Source organism: Mucilaginibacter sp. P2_D11 (genome assembly GCF_056404435.1).
This window is the reverse complement of sequence record NZ_JBFUEA010000009.1, coordinates 86,577-107,433: the sequence shown is the minus strand read 5'-3', so window position 1 is coordinate 107,433 and position 20,857 is coordinate 86,577. Positions and strand designations below refer to the sequence as shown.

Genomic DNA, 20,857 nt, shown 5'->3' with positions numbered 1-20,857 from the left:
GATGTGAGATAATTAGCTGAGTAATAAATGATGTAGCCAAAGTAGCTATTTTCCTGATAAATATAGGCATTGATTTTATTTAGTGGAATTTACTAAATAAAAATATACTGAACTACAAACGCCTGCCGATTCTGCAACCGATTGGACATAAAACACAAGTAGTTCATTTAAAACATATTTTGTTTTACTATATTTAATGCATCTTAAACTTCGCCTAAACACCTACAGATGCCTGCTCATAGAATCTCCCGATGCTTATTATTGACTATAATACTCTTGTTGATATTTTGCAAAACTTATGCACAACAAAGGGATGGGAAAACTTTTCAGCATAAAATGCGCCTGATGGATAGCCTCTCATTCTACAAAATGGATGGCTACGATACGCTTAAACATGTATTTACGGTAGATACCATGTATGGCCATACTTACAAGCAGGATTATTATGGCTGGGCGCGTAGCGTTGAAGACTACATGATATTGCTTTGTACAGATGGCCGGGAGCTTAAAATTGACAAGTGGCGAATTACGGCTGTAAAAGTGCTACCTATAAATGATGCCACTATCTCAATTTTTACCAGGCCGCGTAAAGAGGATCCGTTTTACTTCATGGACAAATTCGGAGCGGACTATTTGCTGGTATTATGGTTATACAAAAAAAGTAAACCCGGTTACTCGCAGCAATTATTGCGCGAAGGGGATGCCTTACCGGCTGATACTACTTTGAGGGATAATTTTGGGATTATTTATTATGATGATATGTTATCTGCAATGTCGATGGATAGGGACTACGCACAAGCTATTGTATTTGGTGCGCATCTTTCAGGAAGGGCGTTTAAAGGCTACAAATATCAGCAAGAAGCTATTGCTTTAACCCGCCAGTTGAAGGATAATAGCGAAGATTTTAAAGCATTTCATCAACCGGATTCTGTGGAGTGGGCGGCCTTAAAGAAAAAGTTAAACAAAAAGGAGCAGGTGTTGTATCTTGCTGAAAGGCTGCGCCTTTTGAATTGTATACAGCCAGGCCAACCCGGGGGCATAAGTTATAGTATGGACCAGTTTTCTGTATCCATGCCCGAAGCGACGAAGAACGGAGTTTCTTACTGGGGGCATGGCACTCGGTACAGGGTTATTAACCCTTATGTAGAATTGGTTGAAATGAAATTATCGCCCGGCGAAATACAGCCCTTGCTGCCTTACCTGCTTAAAGAAACGTACATACCTTCTTATAGCTATTTCAGGGATTTTAGGCCCGAAAGAACCGTGCATAAATTAAGCTGGGTGGTGGAGAGTTTAATATTTGAATGTACCACTAAGCACTTTTTAAAAAATGATTTTTTTACATCGCTATCCCTTGAGCAGAAAAAAGTTGAAGTGGAGGAGATAAGAAAATGGTGTGAGGAAAATGCGTCTTCGTCGCGACAGGAATTAACCATTGCGGTATTAAAATCAACCGATAATTGGAGCGAGTTCCAAAAAGTGCTTGCAACCGCGAGGCAGGAAAAGTATGAACTATTGTTGCCCGCTATCGTAGGAAGATACAACGATTTTAAGGCGTTTTATTCACCGGTGCATAAGTGGCTTATTGCCCAAACGATGTTTGAACTTGGCGACGAGCGATACCTGGGCACAGTTAAACAATGGAATAAAGACACCACAGATTTGGAGGTAAACCTTTGGACTTCGTTATTCTTGTTGAAGAATGATAAAGGAAGTTACGAGCACGCCATGGCCGGGCTTGAAACCGTGCTGGAACAATGCGATGGCAGTGCTTATTACCCGCATGCTATGGACCTGTTGCTAAGCATGAACGATAATCGGGCCTTAAAGCTGGCGGAGGGCATATTGGCGAAACCCCAATTTCAAAGGTTTCTGATGTTTGGCGATTATTATATCAACTTTATCAAAAAGCTATTGGCCCTAAAAAGCGATTACACTTTTAATTATATCCAAAGTAAATTAGTTCCGTTTTCAGCAGAAGATATTAAAACCCTAAGAAAAGCCACCGATGGAGTATCTTTTGCACTGGAAAGCGACACATTTGTGTCTGTAGTGGATGCATTAAAAGACACAAAACACGGTTACTATTCCCAAAACACAATCAAGGCAAAGGCTGATTATAAAAAAGCGCTGAAGCAATGGTTTGGTATTCAATATAAACTCCTGAAGGAGGGGAAGCCAAACCAGTTGCATCTGGATATTGTAAAAGCATATGCACCGGTAAGTTTTGTAGATAGCCCGAATTGATAACTTCTCCCGCTGCTTTAGGGGTATTTGAGTCGCCGCCTCCGCAAGTGCCCCACCTGTGGCCCACATGCAGAGCCGCTGAGCAAATCCGGCACACAAATCCGCTTTGCAAACCGCATACCTATCCTGCCGATGATTGCTTCGTTCCTCGCAATGACGAGGTTGAGAGAGCTGCGTAGTTTTGGTCTACCCAACAACAAACAGTACCCGCGTTATCTAAACCCGATAGCAGCGTAAAGCCGCTTTTGCCTGCGGCTTGCAGCGAATAGCGGGGCAGAACCCAACCTAAGTACCACTGCAATTGCTTTTCAAAATTGTCTGACTCAGAATTAAAACCGCGCATTTCAGAAAACGCCTGCCAATTTTGAATGACCTGAACCCAACTCTCTTCCTATTGCTTTTGATAAGGATACTCCCCAAGATAATTCCCCGCAGGCGCGTAGTTGGCCACTACGTAGATATCGCCGCTGGCCGAAATGGCTACCCCAAGGCCTACCTGGGTGGTGTTTTGCCAAATCATTTGGGTGTAATGGCCGGTGCCCCCGCCGCTGCTGAGCTTACGGTAGGTATAATCTTTCTTTTCGCTGTACCAGCCCTCCGAAGCATCTAAAGGGGTGTAGTTACTGGTGCCCATGAAAATATTTTCGCCGTATTTATTATTGGGGCGATGCGCAAAGGTACCGGTAGCGGCCAGGTGGTCGGCCCATTGCTGGGCGAAGGCCGAAAGTTCTTTGCTCCAGGTAAGCGGCTGCACGCCAACTTCTTTCCGGGCCATGTTATGGTGGTTGAGTACTTTTTGGGCATCGGCCACCGAAATTTTAGAGCCGGTTGCATCGTTAGTTGTTTGCCCATGGGCGTAAGCGGATATGAACAGGAGGAAGGCGATAAAGTATTTGGTCATGATTGGCTTGTTTAAGGTTATATGGCTTAAACATAGGCATTTCGGAATAGTTTAATGTCTGGTGAAATAAAATTTAATTGGAAATTGCCTGAACTCGAATTTTTCGCTGTTGTTTGCTTTAAAGGTGCTCCGGAGGGCAACGCGGTGTGAGGAATTCAAGGGATGTGAGCCGAATGCCCCTACGCCTTAATAGCCTTACAAATAAGCCCGGCAATGCTTCTTATTTCTATAAAATCATCCTGCAGGTTTTGGGTATTGATGTGCGAATCGGTACAGATGAGTTTTTTGATATACCCGCAGTTTTTTAATTTTTGTAGTCCATCATTTACGAACAGCCCGTGCGTGCATATCACATAAATATCGGCAGCGCCGGCATCTTTGTAGGTTTTCGCCGCGTTGATAATGCTGCCTCCCGACCGGATCATATCATCATAAATAATAACGGTTTTGCCGGCTACATCAGCATTAATGGCGCTTACCTCGGTTTGGTCGCCTTTGAGGCGGCGCTTGAGGATGAATGCAGCGTTTACCCCCATATCGTTCGCCAGCGATTCAACCCATTTGGCCCGGCCTGCATCGGTGCTGGCCATTACAAAGTTATCGCCGCCGTATTGCCGGGCCGCGTCTATCACTATATCCTTGCAATAAACGTGCACAGGGTACAGCCCATGCTCAAAGTAGTATTGAATGCCTTCGGAGTGAAGATCGAACAGGTAGATACGGTTACCCTTGTTGCTGCGTGGGATAGCACTAAACAGCCTTGCCCGCGTTTTGGCGGTAACGATCTCCTGCGATAACACCGCCCTTTCCATGGTAGAATAACCAAAATAAGGCACGATAAGCGTTAAGGAATTAGCACCATAACTAACCAGCGATGATGCCAGGTCGAACAGTTCCAGCGTGGCTTCGTCGTTAACGGTGCCACCCAGCAGAATGATGTCGCGGTTCTCCACTTCGCTCAGGATGCGCTGGTAGCGTTCACCATCTGTAAAAGTGTTTACCTCTACTTCGCCGCGTTCCAGATTGCTGCAGGCCAGCATTTTTTCGGCGAGGTATTCGTATGCTTTGATGTGGAAAAGGATCTTTTTCATCATAAATTAATAGTTTTTGATTTGATCAGCCTGTCGATATGAATAGTTGCCTGGTTAAAGAGATCTTGCCAGTTACCTGTTAGTTCGGTATATGCAATATTGCGGCTTGCCAGCGTTTCCCGGTGGCTGGCATCTAATAAGTCTCTTCCGGGTTTACTTAACCGCGTGCCATCCTGCTGATACGGCGCGTTGTGGTTAAGGTAAAGGTACAATTGGGCGTTATTAGCGGTATCAATGTAATCACTTACGGGCAGTTCCCGGTTAAATACAAACCGGCAGTAAGACCGGGTTATGTTAATATCGGTATCAATGATAGTTAAAGGGCTGCTGCCAACCATAGCTCTAACTATCCTGTTTGCATGCGCTGTAGCTACCAATTGCAGGCTCTCCATCGTGATATTGTTTGAGTTGGGGATCAGGTCTCGGCCTGCCTCTAAAACCAGGTTGCAATTATAATGGGCGGCAAGTAGCTGCGCCAAAGTGGTTTTACCGGTAGATTCTGTACCCAGTATAACCACTTTAAGGGCAAAATAGCGCTTTACAGCATCGGGCAAAAAAGCCCAGCCGGCATACAGGTTGTTACGGATGAATGTTGCCGAAACGGGGACCTGCGTTTTTGAAATATCGAAGGCAACGTGCTGTATGCCCATAAAGCCGGCAACCAATTCGCCGTAGGGCTCTGATGTAATCACGATTTGATGGCCCGGGTATATCTTTTTAAACTCGGCAGACCATATACGCGACACGTTTACAGATGTTTCTGATGTATTGGGCAATACGCTTTTGTTGTAACATAAAACATTCACCTCCATGTTTTCAATATCGGCGAAGGTGGCTTCTATCCAGGCCTTTCGTACGCCGGGCGGAATAGTTTCCTCATCATCGCAACAAACCAAAACCGATAAAAAATCGCAGCGGGTAAGCGCGAAGCTTATCATGGCCTGGTGCCCTTTATGGAAAGGTAAAAACTTGCCAAATACGAATGCCTTAGTCATTTACCAATTGCTTTTTCCAGTTAATGGCTCCGTAAATTGCCAGCCCTAGAAAGATAAGATATTCGAGCGAGAGAAAATAAACGCTCTTTTTTAAATAGAGGACCACGCAAATGGCATCTATCAGGATCCATAGATACCAATTCTCCAATTTTTTTTTCGCTAATAAAATGGTTGCCACTATGCTTAAAACCATCACCAAAGAATCGGTAAAGGGATAAGCTGCGCTAATTTTAAAGTAACCGGGCAGGTAAATGTGGATGTTGCTGATAAGCAAACCGGCCAGCAATGCCCCGGCAATTACCACAACGGTTAGCGCCCAGCGGGCTTTTGTACTTATTACTGTAATATGACTTTTAGCTTTGCTTGTGTTCCAGTTGTACCAGCCATAAATAGTTACGATAAAAAAATATGCCTGCAAAAACATATCAGCATAAAGCTGAACCTGGAAGAACAGGATAAATAAAAACACCTCGTTGATGATACCTGTACCCCAGGTAAGGATATTTGCCCTTGATGCGTAATAAACCGAAATTAAACCAAATAGCGTGCCCACCATCTCTACGTAACTGATGGGATAACCTATAATGCTGAAGGCAATGTTTCCTATATCGAAAAAACGCATCAAAAAGTATATTTTACCGAAGTGTAAAAATTAGCGGGCGACTGCACAAAATACTTTTTACTGGCATCAAAATCTACGTAGCCGTTATTAAAATACTTAGTGTTGGTTATATTGTTGATAAAAACACCCAGCTCAAATTTGCCCATATTAAACTGCATGCGGCTATTTAATATGGCATAAGCGTTTATTTTGGCAGTGTTTGCATAATCAATAAAAGACTGCCCCTGAAAACGTGCCGACAAGCTGATCAGAAATTTTTTCCGGGTGTAAACAACTTCCTGGTTAATGATAACGGGTGGCGTTAATATGGGCGCAATTACCTGCTTTTGCTCGGTTATACGGCTGTAATTGAACGATGAGTTATTTATTAAACTAAAGTTGCTGTTTACCTGGTATGCAAAAGTAACTTCGGCACCGGTCCTGTAACTGCGTTCAACGTCGCTTGTAAGCGCAAGCCCGTTAGGGCCAAACTTTCCGTCGAGTACAATTTCGTTTTTGAAATCCATATAATAAAAATTCAGGTTCCAGCTCACTTTGCCATACTTGTACCTAAAACCCAATTCGTGGTCAACAACACGTTCGGGGTTTTTAATGGAAACCAGCGGCTGCCCCAAACTATCGGTTATCAAATTATCATTTCCGCCAAACAGATCGTTCCGGGTTGGTTCTCTTCCGGTTTTACCTATACTGTAATAGGCAACCATGTGGTTGTTTACCTGCCAGGTTATGCCGGCTTTAGGGTTTAAAAAATGCCAGTATAATTTATCCAGCGGTACATCGCCCCGGTAATTAAACGTTGCGTAACGTGCCTGCACATCGGCAAAAAGCGTTAGCCGGTTAATGGTGTAATCAATTTTGCTGAAAGCGCCAAACTCTTGCTTGTAGCCGGTATTTACGTATAGCTTGCCCAGCGTTTTTTCGCTGCCGGTATGCCGGCGCTGGTAAACGTTACCTTGTACGCCGGTGGTCCAGTTTAGTCCGCCCTTAGAAAATGTATAGTTACTGAACATACCCACCAGGTTTGACCGGAACGCATAATTATATAGCTCGCCGGTACCGGGCACCCCTAAATAGCTATTTAAATTAAAATCGTAATTGCCGTTAAGATAAGTATAATAAACGCTCGACTGAAGCGATGAAGAATTATTGGGATGCCACGCACCCTGCAGTTGAACCAGGCATTGCGTAAAATTATCGTGTTCATTCTCATCTGCGTTGGTCCTCCTGTCCTGCTGTATCAATGCTTCAGGCACACCAAGCCAGGCCAGCTCGTTTTGCTGATGGCCCGCTAATACATTCATCTTAAAAATGGCTTTATCATAAATTAGTTCTCCGCTTAAAAAGGCAGATTGTGAAAGATTAGATGAGTGATGCTTATAACCATCAGCATAAAGTTGCGATGCCCTGGCGTAAAATGCTTTGTTGTTTTGCCGGCCGCTGTTAAATTCGGCAAACGCCCTGTAACTATTAAAAGAACCGTAACCGAAACCTAAAGTGGTGTAAGCGGGATCATAAAGATTGGGCGAAAACAGCTGAACGCTGCCGCCATAACTGGCTACGCCATTTTTGCTTGTGCCAACGCCCCGCTGAATTTGCAGGCGGCTTACCGAGTTAATAAGGTCCGGATAGTTTGAAAAATAGGCGCCCTGGTCTTCCGGTTCGTTTAAAGGCACCCCATCCAGTGATATATTTATACGGGTTTGATCTATCCCCCTCATCCTGAAATAGGAATATCCCTGTGTGCTGCCGGCATCAGAGTAAACGGTAATGGAGGGCGTTTCTGAAAGTAAATAAGAAGGTTCCTGTCCGGTTGACCGGGCCTTTAAATCTTTGCCACTTATATTTTGAAAAGTAACAGGGGTTAATTTATCGGCCTGGTAAACAACGGCTACTTCTTTTATTTTGTGTACAGTATCGGGCTTAACAAGCCGTTGCGCTTTGAGGGCCGGGCTTGCAAATAATAAAATGATAAGCAATGTTTTTTTCAACATTAGTGTTTAGGTTTATCGGTTCAAATTGGCTTTTACCTGCTCAAAACTCAGCTCGTTAACTAATGCGCCGTTCTCAAACACGGTGTGCAGCTCGTCGGCCAGGCCGGGGTTGTCCTGCTGGTTTACGGTTTTAAAGATGCCATTAATTTTTACCAGTTTAAGCCTGCCGGCTTTACTCTTTTTAAAACTTTGGGTAAGGTTGCCGTTGGCATCCAGTTCGGTGGGGTGTTTTTCTACGCCTATCTGCTTACCGCCAACCACTGCGCTGCTGCATTTTAATGCAAACTTTTGGGTGTCGCGGTCTACCTTTTGCAGCAGGGCACCACCCATGCCCAGCACCAGGTTCTCGGCGCTGATGTTGTTAGCTTTTAAACTTTGGTACATCACTTTAATAGCCTCGTAGTTTACGCCATCGCCCTGTATCACCCTTATTTGCGGTGGAAGCACTTTATAACCCTTAGCATTTACGGTATATCCAAACTTGTTGAACAAGATCTCGAAAATGCGCAGCAGGGTCATTACCGGGTCGCCGCTATCGGGGCGGATAACGAGGGTGCCTTCGCGGTTCAGGATCTGTTGTTTCAATTCCTCTCCCCAGTATTCTTCACAGGCGCGGAAGATGTTGTAGCTATCGCTTACGCAGGCAATGGTGCCCGTGGGGAAGGTATTCAGCACATGTTTGAATACCTCCAATTCGCCCTGCTGGCCCAGCAACGTACAAATACTATGCTCTGTTGCGGGGATGCTGAGGCCGTAAACTTTTTGGGCAGCGTAATAGTTTTTTGCCATTACAGATGCTGCCAAATTATCGCTGCCGCTAAAGCTGAGTAAATGCGCCGCGCCGCCCAGCTTAGCGCTTTCTACGCTGCTTACGCCACGAAAGCCAAAATCGTTCAGTACAAAATCTATCCCGGCTTCGCTGCCTTCGGTGGCAGTTTCGGCATAAAATTGCGTAACTACTTTGCGTACCTCGCTGCTTAAAGTAGCTACAGTGCAGGGGTACCATACCTGCATCAGCAGGGTTTCTAAAAAGTTGGTGAGCCAGTAACACTCCGGGTCGGTATTCTCAATGGTCATGAGGGCGTTGCCGGTGGGTACGGCGGTGCCCTCGGCAACGGCTTTTATTTTAACAGGCAGGTGGCCATTGTATTTATCTAAAATATACTGGAACTTACTTTTATCAAAAACATCATCGCGACCGAAAACCTGTGGTAAAAAGTCGGCAGCTTCGTCCAGGTCCTGCTGGGTGAAGGCCGGCCCTTGCAGGTATTCCTTTAAAAAATATTGCAGCCCAAAAAACACCGTTTGGTTAAACATGCCGCCACGGCTTTCCAGGTAGCTGTAGATATTGGTAGTGCCGGGCATGTATAATTTATGGTGAGCGTATTTGTAGGCATCAGCCAGTAGGATCAAATTTTCGCGTTTCATGGCTATTTGTTGTTTAGGTATTTATTTATGATGAAGGTAAACATGGCGATGTGCTCGTTACTGATGAGCTCATCAGCGATCATTTGAGGCAGGTCGGCCAGTTTAAACCAACCGAGGTCGATGATATCATCCTGTGCCTTTGGCTCGCCGCTTATATGCTCGCAGCTAAACAGCAGGGTGATGATCTTATCGGCTTCGCTGCGGTAGCGCCAATCGTTTATTTTGGCCGAGGTTTCGTACTGCATGGCGGTGCTTTCCATTTCGCCCGCTTCTTCGGTCAGTTCCCGTTTCGCGGCGCTTTCGTAATCAGCATCCTCCGGGTCGGCAAAACCGCCTATAAAGCGCCATTTGTTGTTAATGGATTTTTTGCCCAGCAATATCTCGGTTTTATTATGGCGAAACATGGCGATATCAACAGTTGGGTAAACTTTGGTGTATTGATTGTACAATGCATAAAGGATGCCCGCGCGGAAGTCGTTAGAATCGAAAACCTTATCGGCGTACTGTTTGCGCAGCTCGGTGGCATTATAGTCGCCATGCTCGGGCAGTTCTACGGTTTCAAACCGGCCGCTGTAGTAGGGTATAAAGCTATCGCGGCTGCCATAAAGGCAAAATTGCTCGTTAGGGAAAACGCCTTTGAGCAGGTTATCCAGGTTATCCGACCATACCGTATCGCTCGGGTGATCGCTTACCGGCAGCACAACCACTGTAGGGTAGCTGGTTTTGATCATTTTTTCGCGGGTGTGGTAATCGTAAGGGTTTTTGCGGCTGCCGGTTAGGGGGCCAACACCCAGCATAATAATCAATTTATCATGCTTTTCCATCACCTGGCTTATAAGCTGCTGATGCCCCTGGTGCAGGTATGGGGTTTGGAATCGGGCGATAATAACTGCGGTTTTCATTTTCTAATTTGCGTTAATTATACGCAAATATAAATATGTGTTTTAATTACGCAAATTATTTTTTCAATTATTTTTTAGGGTGGTGGTTCGACAGGCTCGCCATGACAATTCACAGGCTCACCACGACAAGATGTGTGCTTTGAATGTAAAGGAGATCAGACCTCGAAGGTGATGCCGTCTTTTTTGAGGCGGAAGTATTTTTCTTCGTTAAAGCGGAAGAGGTTGCCGGGGCGGCCCGCGCCGCTTAGTTGTTGCTTCTCTTTGGTTTCTTCTAAAAAGCCGAAGCCGGTGATCTTCTTTTTAAAGTTGCGGCGGTCGATAGGGCGATCGAGCACGGTGGTGTATAGCTTCTCCAGTTCGGAAAAGGGGAATTTTTCTTCCAGCAGTTCGAAGCCAAGCGGTTGGTATTGGATCTTGTTTTTTAAACGCTCGTGGGCGGTTTGGATGATGCCGGCATGGTCGAAAGCCAGTTGCGGGATGTTTTTGATATTGAACCAGGCCACATCGGCGGCATCGGTATCGGCATGTAGCTCAAAGGCATCGGGTTTTACCAGGCCATAGTAGGTGATGGAGATCACCCTGTTTCGCGGGTCGCGGTTGGGCTGGCCAAAACTATAAAGCTGTTCAAGGTAGTTGATGCTGATGCCGGTTTCTTCCTTCAGTTCGCGGTGGATGGCATCCTCCAGCGATTCGAGGTCGCCCACCAGGCCCCCGGGTAATGCCCAGGCATCTTTAAAAGGGGGGATGTTCCGCTTGATGAGCAATACAGACAGCCCTTCTTTAGACGTGTACCCAAATACCACAGCATCTACAGCAACTTTTATATTTTGCGAAACCGCCATATTGCAAATGTATCAATAAGGGGGATGCGCGCAAAGGGTAAACGAAGGCAAGGTGTTGGTGATGGCCAAATGGTTGGCCCATTGCTGGGCATAACCCGAAAGTTCTTTGCTCCAGGAAGGTGCTTAAGAAGGCTTCGCCGTTTTAAGGAATTTTTGGGATGGGCAGAATTTGAGGTTACTAATTTCTTGTATACCAATTTTCAATTGTTATTCCCTCAATCCGGTTAAAATCTTTAACGTTATCGGTTACTAATATGAGGCTATTTTCTACAGCAGTAACCCCAATTAGAAGGTCAAACTCGTCGTTTACAGGCTTGCCTATCTTTCTCAATCGCACTTTCTCTTTTGCGTAGCGCCTTATACTACCGAATATAGGTATGATGGAAAGTCCATTGATAAAATCATCTACAGCCTTATGGGCTTTGAGGGGGTCTCCACTATTTTCTGCGCCAAATCGCAGTTCAACAACTGTTATCTCAGATATGAAAAAATTTGTGCGCCCTTTTTCGCGTATAATAGTGGCTAAATCCAATTTGCCCCTCAAAAAGAATATACAAATGCTGGTATCAAGAAGGTATTGCATTAGAAGTTGAGATCTTTTTCCCGGAATTTCCTGGATGCTTTTATTTCATTCACAATTTCTTCGGCAGGCTTATCTGAACCCCAAGCACCGTATGATTTGAAAAAAGCTTTTTCCGTTGAATTTTTTTCTTTTTTCAACGATTTAGACAAACGTTCGATGAGTTCTATTTTCGTAATTGCATCCAATCCCTCAAACAACTTGGCGTAAGTGTCGATGATATTTTTGTTTGCTACTGTCATACCGGCATTATTAAGGATGAAACTCCGTTCGTTTTTCAAAAATAACAATTATTCTTTAAACCAAATCAGGGTATTAAAAGCCGTTTATTTTGAATAAGCAGTATGAACCGACATAATTTTGCCCATTCCATAAATTCCATGAAACGGCGAAGCCCTCTTGAGCACCTTTAAAATAAACAACAGCGAAAAATTCGAGTTCAGACAAATTTTACGATGAGCCGGCTTGATAATCGTAACATATCAAAATCGGTGAAATCAAACCAAAATCGGTGAAACGGCGCACCCCTCTTTAACACCACTGAAAAAGTATTTAAAGAGTTAAAAATCCCCGTTCTGTGCCGTACATTTATTCCGATAAACCTTAGGTGCTGAAAAAGGGAGAACAATAGGCGGGTAGCAGTATAATCGGTGCAATCAATCCCCATAAATCGGTGCAATCACAATAGTATAATATGAATAAAATTCTCCTCAAAATCAAACTGATATACCTGCCTTACCTGCTTGTCGGCGCAGGCTTTATTGCGGGCTATACCTTTTTAAACTGGCTGCTTATCATCAAGCTGGAGCTACTGGCCCTAAATGATGACGTAGTGAATTACTGGCTGCCGTTTTCGCTCGTGTGGATACCTATACTGCTGGTGCTAAGGCCCCGGTTGAAGCTGCTGAGGCTGAAAACAAAAAAATCCGACCTGCCGATGTTGTATTATCTGGCGATAGCTGCTTCCATATGTATCCCAACGATTATTGCGCAGCAATATATTCCCCTGGCCACGGGTAAATTGACTACCCTGCAAAGTATTTCGGGCATCGGCAGCAAGCCGCTCACCAAGTTTTATAAGCTAAAGCACCATTATATCGATAAAACCCGCATCGGCGTGCACTACCGCTCCGAAACGAGCGGCAAGAACAACGAAACGCTTACTTTTTACATCGACGTGGTGTGCCCGGTACTGGATACGGCAAAAGCACCGGCGGCGCCCGTATTTACCGGAGCGCCCCTTACGCAGCTGAAGGGCAGCGTAGATCCTAAAAAAGCGCTGATTATGGTAGATGGTGCGACAATCGATAATTCGACGCTAAACACGATCAATCCTGATGATGTGCTCGATGTTTCAATTGTTAAGCCTGTGGATTATTCGCCTATTTACGGCGCAGCTGCTAAAAATGGGGTTATTATCATCACCACCAAAGGCGCGCAGCACGGGCAGGTATTTGACGACCGTACTGCGCCAAAGGCCTGGCTGGGTATAGAGTTTGAAAAACGGATAAGCAATAACTTAAACGATGGGGAAAAAGAAAGTGCTTACAAAGCGTTTGCACAGGAAACCGAAAAAGCATTTAAAGATACCAACCTCGAAAACTTTACCTACCTGGATAGGATAGGCGCAAGCACCAAACACCGGGGCTTGTTAAAGGCCGTGGGCAAGATATCCGTATCAGCCAAACCGCCTGTTATTTTAGAGGCGGTAAACCAACCCTTTGAAACACGCACAGGCGATAAATTAGGATGGATATTTAAGGGCTACGGCATTGGCGCGGCCATATTTTTGATTATGATATGCATCCCCAAAATGGACGAAAGGGCGTATGAACTGTACCTTAATCCCCCGCCTGGTAAACAGTTCTCATTTACCGGCTTGCTGCAATCGCTAACCAAAAGCAACCTGTACGTTACAGCTATTATAGCGGCTATCAATGTGTTGATGTTTATCATCATGGTGTTCGCCGGGCTCGGGTTTATTTCTTTCCCCGCCGATGAATTAATGAACTGGGGAGCCAATTACCGCCCTGCGGTTTTAGATGGCCAATGGTGGCGCTTACTTACCGGCACTTTTTTGCATGGCGGCTTAATGCATTTGGCGGGCAACTTGTACGGGCTGTTTTTTGCGGCCTTGTTTTTAGAGCCAAAACTTGGTAAACTGCGTTATGCCATCACCTATGTTATCTGCGGCATTGCAGCCAGCCTGGCCAGTATATGGTGGCACCCGGCATCGGTAGGGGTGGGTGCATCGGGGGCTATATTCGGGCTTTATGGCGTATCTATCGTACTGTTGCTTACCAATCGCGCAGATTTGAAAGCCAACCGGGGGCTGCTGATATTGAACATAGTATTCATCGGCTATAATTTGCTGCTGGGTATTTTTGGCAATGCCGATAATGCTGCGCATATAGGCGGCTTAACAGCCGGACTGGTGTTAGGTTGCGTGCTGTATTTTTACCTGCCCAAGCCAAAGCCTAAACGCAAATACGTACGAAAGAAGGAGGTGGTGGCTGATGAGGGAGAAGAGCAGAAGCCGGAAGGATAATTATCCCCCCTGGCCCGCGTAACCTAAACCCGATAGCAGCGAAAAGCCCGCTTCTACCGGCGGCTTGGAGCGCATAGCGGGGCAGGACCTAGCCGAAGCACCACAGACCTTGCTTTTCAATTGTCTGAACTCGAATTTTAAGGAATTAGGGGAATTCATGGAATTAAGGACTAATCAATTCTGCCCATTCCATAAATTCCTTAAAACGGCGAAGCCTTCTTGAGTGCCATTGAAATCAATTAAACACGAAAAATTCGAGTTCAGACAAATTTTTAAAATCCTTCAATCCTCAAATCCTTTAATCAAGGTCAATTTTTATTTATAACTACAAAAACTTCGTTAAAATTAATTTCGTAAATCATCGCTAAGGGGGATAGATGGATATCTCCGGTTTAAAGCACGATAGTACAAGCGGCCCCCTTGTGCGGATAAATATTTTTATGAAGTACAACGGAAAGGCGCTGGCGATGGTTATACGGCAGCGCAGGCTGGAATTGAACTATTCGCAGGAATATGTTGCAGGTAGGTTAGAGATGTCGCAAAACGCCTATAGCAAGTTGGAGCTTGGGCAAACCGGCATTACCCTGGGCAAATTTATTGTTTTGTGCGATGCATTGGAGATAAGCGAGAAGGCACTGCTGAGCAATTACGCCGAAAGCTTACGCAACCAGGGAATATAATTACATGCACAGCACCAAAACCGCACTGCTCTTAATGACGTAATTTGTTTGTTGTCCCTACGCGACAATTATAAACCGAGCACCTATGTTTAACGGAAAAGCACTTGCCGCAGCCATACGCCAAAGGCGCCTGCAACTAAATTATACCCAGGATTACATCGCTTATAAATTAGGTATGTCGCAAAATGCTTACAGCAAAGTGGAGCTTGGCTTTACCGCCATTACGCTGGACAGGTTTATATTGCTCTGCGATGCCATGGAGATTGATATGCGCGATATGCTGAAACCGGTGCTATACGTGGCGTAATACAATATAGCTTCTTATCATACAGTCGCCATTATTGTAAAAGTATATCAACGCGAACTCTCTTTTTTTAAACGCTTCCCTAATTATCGTTTGCTAAAAAACGAGGATTAGGTTAAATAAAAAAAGCGGCTACCCTTGCAGGTAGCCGCTGATTAGAATTTCTAAAAGGTTTATTGCGTAATGGTTACGGTCCCCATATCCTGCACTGCACCGTTGGTAACGGTTACATTGGTAACGGTTTTTGCAGTATAAGGGCTTACGGGCACAAACAGAACATTATAGGTCCCGGCGTTTAAACCCGAAAAATAGAATTTACCCGTTGCGTCGCTAACGGTTCCCACGGTGTCGGTTCCCATAATTGCATAAACTTTTGGTGAAGAAGCTGCAGGCGAAACAACGCCGCTTAAAGCGCCCGAAACAGCTTGCGGAATGGCCCGGATAACCGGTTTTAACACGTATTTACCGTTACCAGTTAATACTATTGATTGCGCAGCATCAAAATCAAGGCGCATGGTGTAGGCAATCCCTGCGGTGAGGTTATCATGCACATTAAGTTTTACACCGGAAGTTTGGCCACTGGGGGTGGTAAGGTCAAACGATACACCGGCAACAATTACTTTGTTGCCGGTATCATTCAATACCAAACGTATCTGTTGTATGGTACCTGCGGGGATATCCTTATTGGCAAGTATAGTATCTCTGCCTTCGCGGAAGCGCAGAATATCGATCGGCCCGCCATTAACATCAAGGGTTTGTTCGCCCTTATCGGTTACAATTACCACACTTTTTATGCTGAGAATAACGGCATCGAAGGCACCTGGCGCATCGGTTAGTTTCACGGTTACGTTCGAGGTTGAGCCTGCGGAGTTAGTAGCGTCCTTTTTACAAGCAAAAAATGTAAGGCTTAGGATCGCGGCAAATAAAAATAGCTTTTTCATAATAAATTATTTTGGTTCAAATACAGTGGGGCAAAAGCGGTGCCTAAGGCGGTAATGTGTCGGTTAACAGGCCTTATGTGTCGACGAACCGGCTCTTTTCAGGCGATTCGTCCCTGTCATTTTTTGGTTCAATTTTAACTGTATGTCATAATGGACAGGTCTCAAAGAGGATCTCCTACCATCTTTTGCCGCCAAGATCTTTCGATAGACGACCTTGTGGAAGCTGGAAGTTCCCGAGGTATCAGGTTTTATCAACCGTAAAGCATCTTCGTTACCTGTGTTACGGCACCGGGCTTCTATCGAGAGCCCCTCCGGCAAGGGGAAAACGACTATGTCGAGGAGCGGCGGGGAGAAAGCGCAGGGGCGACGTGGCAACCTTATAGGACAAGCATCGCTACTGTGCAATGTGGCTAAATGTCCTATGAGGTTGCCACGCTATCGCTCGCAATGACATAATAGCGTTAAAACCGTTTCTTCACAAAGTTTCAATCACTTCAGCAGCCCCCAACCCCGCGCATCACATCCCCCGTCCAAATTATTTTGAAAAACTTCTTGCACGTTTCGTTTTCATTCCGTTACTTTGAATAACAAAGTACTTTAAATGGAAGAAAAAGATTTACTGGCCGAAATAAGCTCCATCCGCACCATTATGGATAGGAGCACCAAGTTTATTTCGTTGAGCGGCTTATCGGGCATCTTGGCCGGCATATATGCGCTGGTTGGTGCCGGCATAGCATATAACCTGTTATACCTGCGTACCGATTCGTTTCTTGAACGGGGGTATTACCGGTTGCTGGAAGAGCGGCTTATTTTAGTGGCTGCTGTAGTGCTCTTTTTGTCGCTGCTCACCGGCGTATTGCTTACCCTGCGCAAAGCAGGTAAAAAAGGCCAGAGCGTTTGGAACCAAAGCAGCCAATCGTTGTTATTGAACGGCGCGGTACCACTGGTTACCGGCGGTATCTTCTGCGTAATTATGCTATTGCGCGGGTACTACGTGGTAATTGGGCCCTGTACATTAATTTTTTACGGATTGGCGCTGATAGCTGCGAGTAAATATACCTTTGGCGACGTAAAATGGCTGGGCCTGCTTGATGTTGGGCTGGGCTTGCTTGCTGCCATCTTCCCGGGCTACGGCCTGTTTTTTTGGGCCTTTGGCTTTGGCGTGCTGCACATTTTGTACGGTACCATTATGCACTTTAAATACGACAGGTGAAAGTTACCTTAACTAATTTTGATAAGGCTTTCGAGAACCGCATACGCTTACAGATCATGAGCGTGCTGGTGGCCAACGAAAGCTACGACTTTAATTCGCTGAAAGAACTGCTGGACGTTACCGACGGCAACCTGGCCTCGCACCTTAAGGCGCTGGAAAAGGAGGAGTACATCACCGTGAACAAATCTTTTTTGGGCCGCAAGCCAAACACGAAGTACATCGCTTCGGATTTGGGCGTACAGGCTTTTAAACGCCACCTGCAGGAGCTGGAAAATTTGATAAAACTGCAGAAGAAGTAAAAAATTTGGGCTTACGCTTTGAATTTCAAAGTGGAATGTAATTAACCACCACGTCATTATAAGGAGCGGCGGGGGAGGAAGAGCGTTGGGGCGACGTGGCAACCTCATAGGAAGGCCGACGTGTTTAGCAAATTGGCAACATGTCCTATGAGGTTGCCGCGCTTCGCTCGCAATGACATAATTGAAATAACTTACCACCATGTCATTGCGAGGAGCAGCGGGGGAGGAAGCGTGGTGGCGCGACGTGGCAACCTCATAGGACGGCCGACGTGTTTAGCAAATTGGCAACATGTCCTATGAGGTTGCCGCGCTTCGCTCGCAATGACATAATTGAAATAACTTACCACCATGTCATTGCGAGGAGCAGCGGGGGAGGAAGAGCGTAGGGGCGACGTGGCAACCTCATAGACGGGCAACGTTGTTTAGCAAATTGGCGATACGCCCTATGAGGTTGCAACGCTATCGCTCGCAATGACAAAGCGATTTTGTCGCCGCAGGGTCTCTCGATAGAGGACCCTGCGGAAGCAGGACATTCCGGCGTGTATCACGATGCGTTTCGTGATGCATATTCGCTACCTGTCCTACGGGCGCCGGGTCCTCTATCGAGAGACCCGGCGGTAACGGGAAATAAATATAACCCTCTCTTTGGAGAAGGCAGGCTGAGGCTAACAAGCCTATTTTTTTACCCATAAACTCTGAATTTCAAAGTACTTTTTAAATAAATAATATGACAACAATAAGCAACTACCTAAAGCAAGACAAGGTAACCACCATCGGCCTGGTGCTTATCCTCATTTCCACGGCATCGTTTTGGCTCACGGGCTTGTATGGCCGGCCCGATTCGGCATTCGGGGCATTTTTGGTGAACTACGTGATATCCGTAGGCTTCGGCATTGCGGTGGTTGTTGATACCATCCAAAAGCATGGCTGGCACTACTCGCGTGGTAAGGCCGAGCATACCGCCGTGCTGCTGGTGCTCAGCTTCATCAGCGCATTCGCCCTCAACCGCGAATTGAACGTGTTTGATGATAGTACCGATTGGCTCAGCATATGGGTAGTAGTGTCATCTGTAGCCCTGCTGCTGGCCATGCGCCACCAATGGCTCGGTACCATCCCCCGGTATTTTACCTTCTTTTTTTTGGGCGCGGCCCTGCTGCTGTTCATGTACTATGCCTTTTACCTGCTGCCGCTGTACGTGCTTAGTTTAATAGGCATACTGGCTGCGGGCATTGCCCTGCATACTTTTGCGCCGCTTTGCCTGGGCATCATCACCATGGTAATACTGCTAAGGGCCGGTCGGCAGGAAAGGGGTTTGCTGTACTCCACAGCAGCCGGCTTCGTGCTGCCTTTGATAGCAGCCGGCGTGTTCCTGTTCTGCTGGGGCCAAACCGATAAACAAATAAACCTCATCATCAACCAAAACAACCTGAATGAGGGCAAACTGCCCAACTGGGTTGCCGTGAGCCGGCAGCTGGACAAATCGCCCATTGCCGAGCGCATCATGAAAAGGGGACTGGTGTACCACGAAGTTTCGGCCATGGATAATTTCTTTTTCGGAGGGATGCCGAGCCGCTCTTTCGACGAGCGCAAGCAGCACGACCCGCTGGTGGTGCTGGCCAGCCTGTTCTTCGGGAAACCCAACCTCGACGAAACCGAGCGCATCAACATCCTCAAAGCCATGTACAACAGCCGCCACCAGGCGCAGGATAGGCTGTGGGCTGGCGACAAGCTGGAGACCATCAGCGTGATCAGCAATGTAAAGCTGTACCCCGAGTACCGCATGGCCTATACCGAGAAAACTCTTACCGTGCGCAACAATGCGCATAACAGCTGGAGCAACCAGGAGGCTATCTACACTTTCCAACTGCCCGAGGGCTCGGTTGTGAGTTCGCTCTCGTTATGGATTGATGGTAAGGAAGCAAAATCGAGGCTGACCACCAAGGCCAAAGCCGATTCGACCTACAAAACCATCGTAGGGGTAGAACGACACGATCCATCCGTTGTGCACTGGCAGGAGGGCAACACCATCAGCGTGCGGGTGTTCCCCTGCACTACGGATGAAAACCGCAAGTTCAGGATAGGGATCACCAGTCCGCTGCACTTAGATGGCAAACGTTTGGTGTACGAGAACGCCTCCTTTGAAGGGCCGACTGCAACCACTGCGCTCGAAACGCTGAAGTTGAGCTTTAGCAACAAACCCGCCAACCTGCAATTGCCCGGTATTTTTAAGCAAACCGGCGCAGATGTGTACACTGCCGACAGGACTTATGACCCCGATTGGGATATCAGCTGCGATGCCCCCCAGCTGGCCACAACCGCTTTCGCCTTTGCCGATACCGCTTACCGTGTAAGCGATTATCAAGCGCAGTACGAGAATTTCGTTCCAACGGCCCTTTACCTGGATGTGAACAACAGCTGGACCAAAGCCGAGTTCGACGATATATACGATAAAGCCAAAGGCCTGCCGGTTTACATTTACTACGATAAGCTGGTAAAACTGAGCGATAACAACAAAGATGGCTTGTTCGATTTGCTGAGCAGGCAGCGTTTCAGCCTGTTCCCGGTGAACGAGATACAGTCGCCCGACGGTGCCTTGCTTGTTACAAAAGGCAGCGATGCATCGCCCAATTTAAGCGATTTGGAGGGCAGCGGTTTTGCCGATGACCTTACCGCCTACCTTAAAGTGCCAAGGCATATCCGCCTGTATAATATGGGCAGCCAGTTGAGTCCGTACCTGAAGGCCCTGAAAGAGCTGCGTGTTTTTCGCTATGCAAATGGCACAGTGGAGGGCTTGGATACCCTGCTGGATAAGCACCAATTCACCGTCGACCAGGAAAACCAGAATACTGTGGTGATAGATAATGCCGGGCTGGTGATACAAAAAGCGCAGGGTCTTAAAACCGCCGATGCGCCCGACCACCTGCTGCGCCTGTTTGCCTATAACGATATCATGAAAAAGGTAGGTGCCGATTACTTCCGCCACGATTACGTGCAACCGCTAACCATCGCCGAGGCAGAGCAGGCGTACATCGTATCGCCGGTATCGAGCATGATCGTACTGGAAACCCAGCAGGATTACGAACGCTTCGGCATCGATGAAAACAAGAACAGTTTAAACAACGCCTCCATGAAATCATCCGGCGCCGTACCCGAGCCACAGGAGTGGGTACTGATCATACTGGCTGCAGGTATCGTTGGGACATTTATTTATAGGGGGAGAAGGGCCGTACCGCAGCTGTAGGGCCAAACTAACCGCTTCGCACATCAGCTCTG

19 protein-coding genes are annotated in these 20,857 nt (G+C 46.4%); 7 read left to right on the top strand and 12 right to left on the bottom strand.

Translation table 11 applies throughout. The annotated features are described in order from the left end of the window. Positions 1–345 precede the first annotated feature (345 nt). On the top strand, positions 346–2,247 hold the full coding sequence (locus tag AC1DXC_RS15650) for a hypothetical protein (protein WP_477460096.1): 1,902 nt from the start codon (positions 346–348) through the stop codon (positions 2,245–2,247). A gap of 121 nt (positions 2,248–2,368) precedes the next feature. Here the strand turns inward: AC1DXC_RS15650 and AC1DXC_RS15645 are convergent, their stop codons facing one another. The 11 genes from AC1DXC_RS15645 to AC1DXC_RS15595 all read right to left on the bottom strand — a co-directional run bounded on the left by AC1DXC_RS15645 (position 2,369) and on the right by AC1DXC_RS15595 (position 11,880). Then, positions 2,369–2,548: a hypothetical protein gene (locus AC1DXC_RS15645; protein ID WP_477460095.1), complete on the bottom strand. Its 180-nt coding sequence runs from the start codon at positions 2,546–2,548 to the stop codon at positions 2,369–2,371. 90 nt (positions 2,549–2,638) lie between these two features. Next, entirely contained in the window at positions 2,639–3,148 is a 510-nt protein-coding gene (locus tag AC1DXC_RS15640) for a CAP family protein (RefSeq protein ID WP_477460094.1), read from the bottom strand. A 179-nt stretch (positions 3,149–3,327) separates the two neighbouring features. After that, on the bottom strand, positions 3,328–4,242 hold the full coding sequence (locus tag AC1DXC_RS15635) for a ribose-phosphate diphosphokinase (RefSeq protein WP_477460093.1): 915 nt from the start codon (positions 4,240–4,242) through the stop codon (positions 3,328–3,330). Beyond that, a complete protein-coding gene (locus AC1DXC_RS15630; protein WP_477460092.1) occupies positions 4,239–5,234 on the bottom strand; it encodes an AAA family ATPase in 996 nt (331 codons plus the stop codon). The genes AC1DXC_RS15635 and AC1DXC_RS15630 overlap by 4 nt, the downstream gene beginning before the upstream one ends. Then, positions 5,227–5,856, bottom strand: a complete 630-nt coding sequence (gene pnuC / locus AC1DXC_RS15625) for a nicotinamide riboside transporter PnuC (protein WP_477460091.1) — start codon at positions 5,854–5,856, stop codon at positions 5,227–5,229. Before pnuC ends, AC1DXC_RS15630 begins: the two co-directional genes overlap by 8 nt. After that, positions 5,856–7,847 (bottom strand): TonB-dependent receptor, encoded by a 1,992-nt coding sequence (locus AC1DXC_RS15620; RefSeq protein WP_477460090.1) that lies wholly within the window; start codon positions 7,845–7,847, stop codon positions 5,856–5,858. Before AC1DXC_RS15620 ends, pnuC begins: the two co-directional genes overlap by 1 nt. Before the next feature lie 12 nt (positions 7,848–7,859). Continuing rightward, positions 7,860–9,275, bottom strand: coding sequence for a nicotinate phosphoribosyltransferase (locus AC1DXC_RS15615; protein WP_477460089.1), 1,416 nt, complete (start codon positions 9,273–9,275; stop codon positions 7,860–7,862). Between the two features lie 2 nt (positions 9,276–9,277). Next, positions 9,278–10,177, bottom strand: a complete 900-nt coding sequence (locus AC1DXC_RS15610) for an NUDIX domain-containing protein (protein ID WP_477460088.1) — start codon at positions 10,175–10,177, stop codon at positions 9,278–9,280. A gap of 155 nt (positions 10,178–10,332) precedes the next feature. Beyond that, complete coding sequence (locus tag AC1DXC_RS15605; RefSeq protein WP_477460087.1) at positions 10,333–11,019, bottom strand: NUDIX hydrolase; 687 nt, start codon at positions 11,017–11,019, stop codon at positions 10,333–10,335. A 178-nt stretch (positions 11,020–11,197) separates the two neighbouring features. Continuing rightward, positions 11,198–11,602 carry a PIN domain-containing protein gene (locus AC1DXC_RS15600; protein ID WP_477460086.1) on the bottom strand — a complete coding sequence of 135 codons (405 nt, stop codon included), beginning with the start codon at positions 11,600–11,602 and terminating at the stop codon, positions 11,198–11,200. Continuing rightward, on the bottom strand, positions 11,602–11,880 hold the full coding sequence (locus AC1DXC_RS15595; protein ID WP_477460085.1) for a hypothetical protein: 279 nt from the start codon (positions 11,878–11,880) through the stop codon (positions 11,602–11,604). Before AC1DXC_RS15595 ends, AC1DXC_RS15600 begins: the two co-directional genes overlap by 1 nt. Positions 11,881–12,293: 413 nt before the next feature. Between AC1DXC_RS15595 and AC1DXC_RS15590 the strand changes: the two genes are divergently transcribed. From AC1DXC_RS15590 to AC1DXC_RS15580, 3 genes are all read left to right on the top strand, one after another. After that, entirely contained in the window at positions 12,294–14,147 is a 1,854-nt protein-coding gene (locus AC1DXC_RS15590; protein ID WP_477460084.1) for a rhomboid family intramembrane serine protease, read from the top strand. A gap of 440 nt (positions 14,148–14,587) precedes the next feature. Then, positions 14,588–14,827 carry a helix-turn-helix domain-containing protein gene (locus AC1DXC_RS15585; RefSeq protein WP_477460083.1) on the top strand — a complete coding sequence of 80 codons (240 nt, stop codon included), beginning with the start codon at positions 14,588–14,590 and terminating at the stop codon, positions 14,825–14,827. A gap of 85 nt (positions 14,828–14,912) precedes the next feature. Further along, the gene (locus tag AC1DXC_RS15580; RefSeq protein WP_477460082.1) at positions 14,913–15,134 is read left to right on the top strand and encodes a helix-turn-helix domain-containing protein; all 222 of its coding nucleotides are present in this window, start codon (positions 14,913–14,915) and stop codon (positions 15,132–15,134) included. Positions 15,135–15,304: 170 nt separating this feature from the next. Here the strand turns inward: AC1DXC_RS15580 and AC1DXC_RS15575 are convergent, their stop codons facing one another. After that, positions 15,305–16,072: a DUF4382 domain-containing protein gene (locus tag AC1DXC_RS15575; RefSeq protein WP_477460081.1), complete on the bottom strand. Its 768-nt coding sequence runs from the start codon at positions 16,070–16,072 to the stop codon at positions 15,305–15,307. Between the two features lie 601 nt (positions 16,073–16,673). Between AC1DXC_RS15575 and AC1DXC_RS15570 the strand changes: the two genes are divergently transcribed. The 3 genes from AC1DXC_RS15570 to AC1DXC_RS15560 all read left to right on the top strand — a co-directional run bounded on the left by AC1DXC_RS15570 (position 16,674) and on the right by AC1DXC_RS15560 (position 20,825). Then, on the top strand, positions 16,674–17,285 hold the full coding sequence (locus AC1DXC_RS15570; RefSeq protein ID WP_477460080.1) for a hypothetical protein: 612 nt from the start codon (positions 16,674–16,676) through the stop codon (positions 17,283–17,285). Next, a complete protein-coding gene (locus tag AC1DXC_RS15565; protein WP_477460079.1) occupies positions 17,282–17,584 on the top strand; it encodes a winged helix-turn-helix domain-containing protein in 303 nt (100 codons plus the stop codon). Before AC1DXC_RS15570 ends, AC1DXC_RS15565 begins: the two co-directional genes overlap by 4 nt. Positions 17,585–18,311: 727 nt before the next feature. Continuing rightward, the gene (locus AC1DXC_RS15560) at positions 18,312–20,825 is read left to right on the top strand and encodes an XrtN system VIT domain-containing protein (protein WP_477460078.1); all 2,514 of its coding nucleotides are present in this window, start codon (positions 18,312–18,314) and stop codon (positions 20,823–20,825) included. Positions 20,826–20,857: the final 32 nt, after the last annotated feature.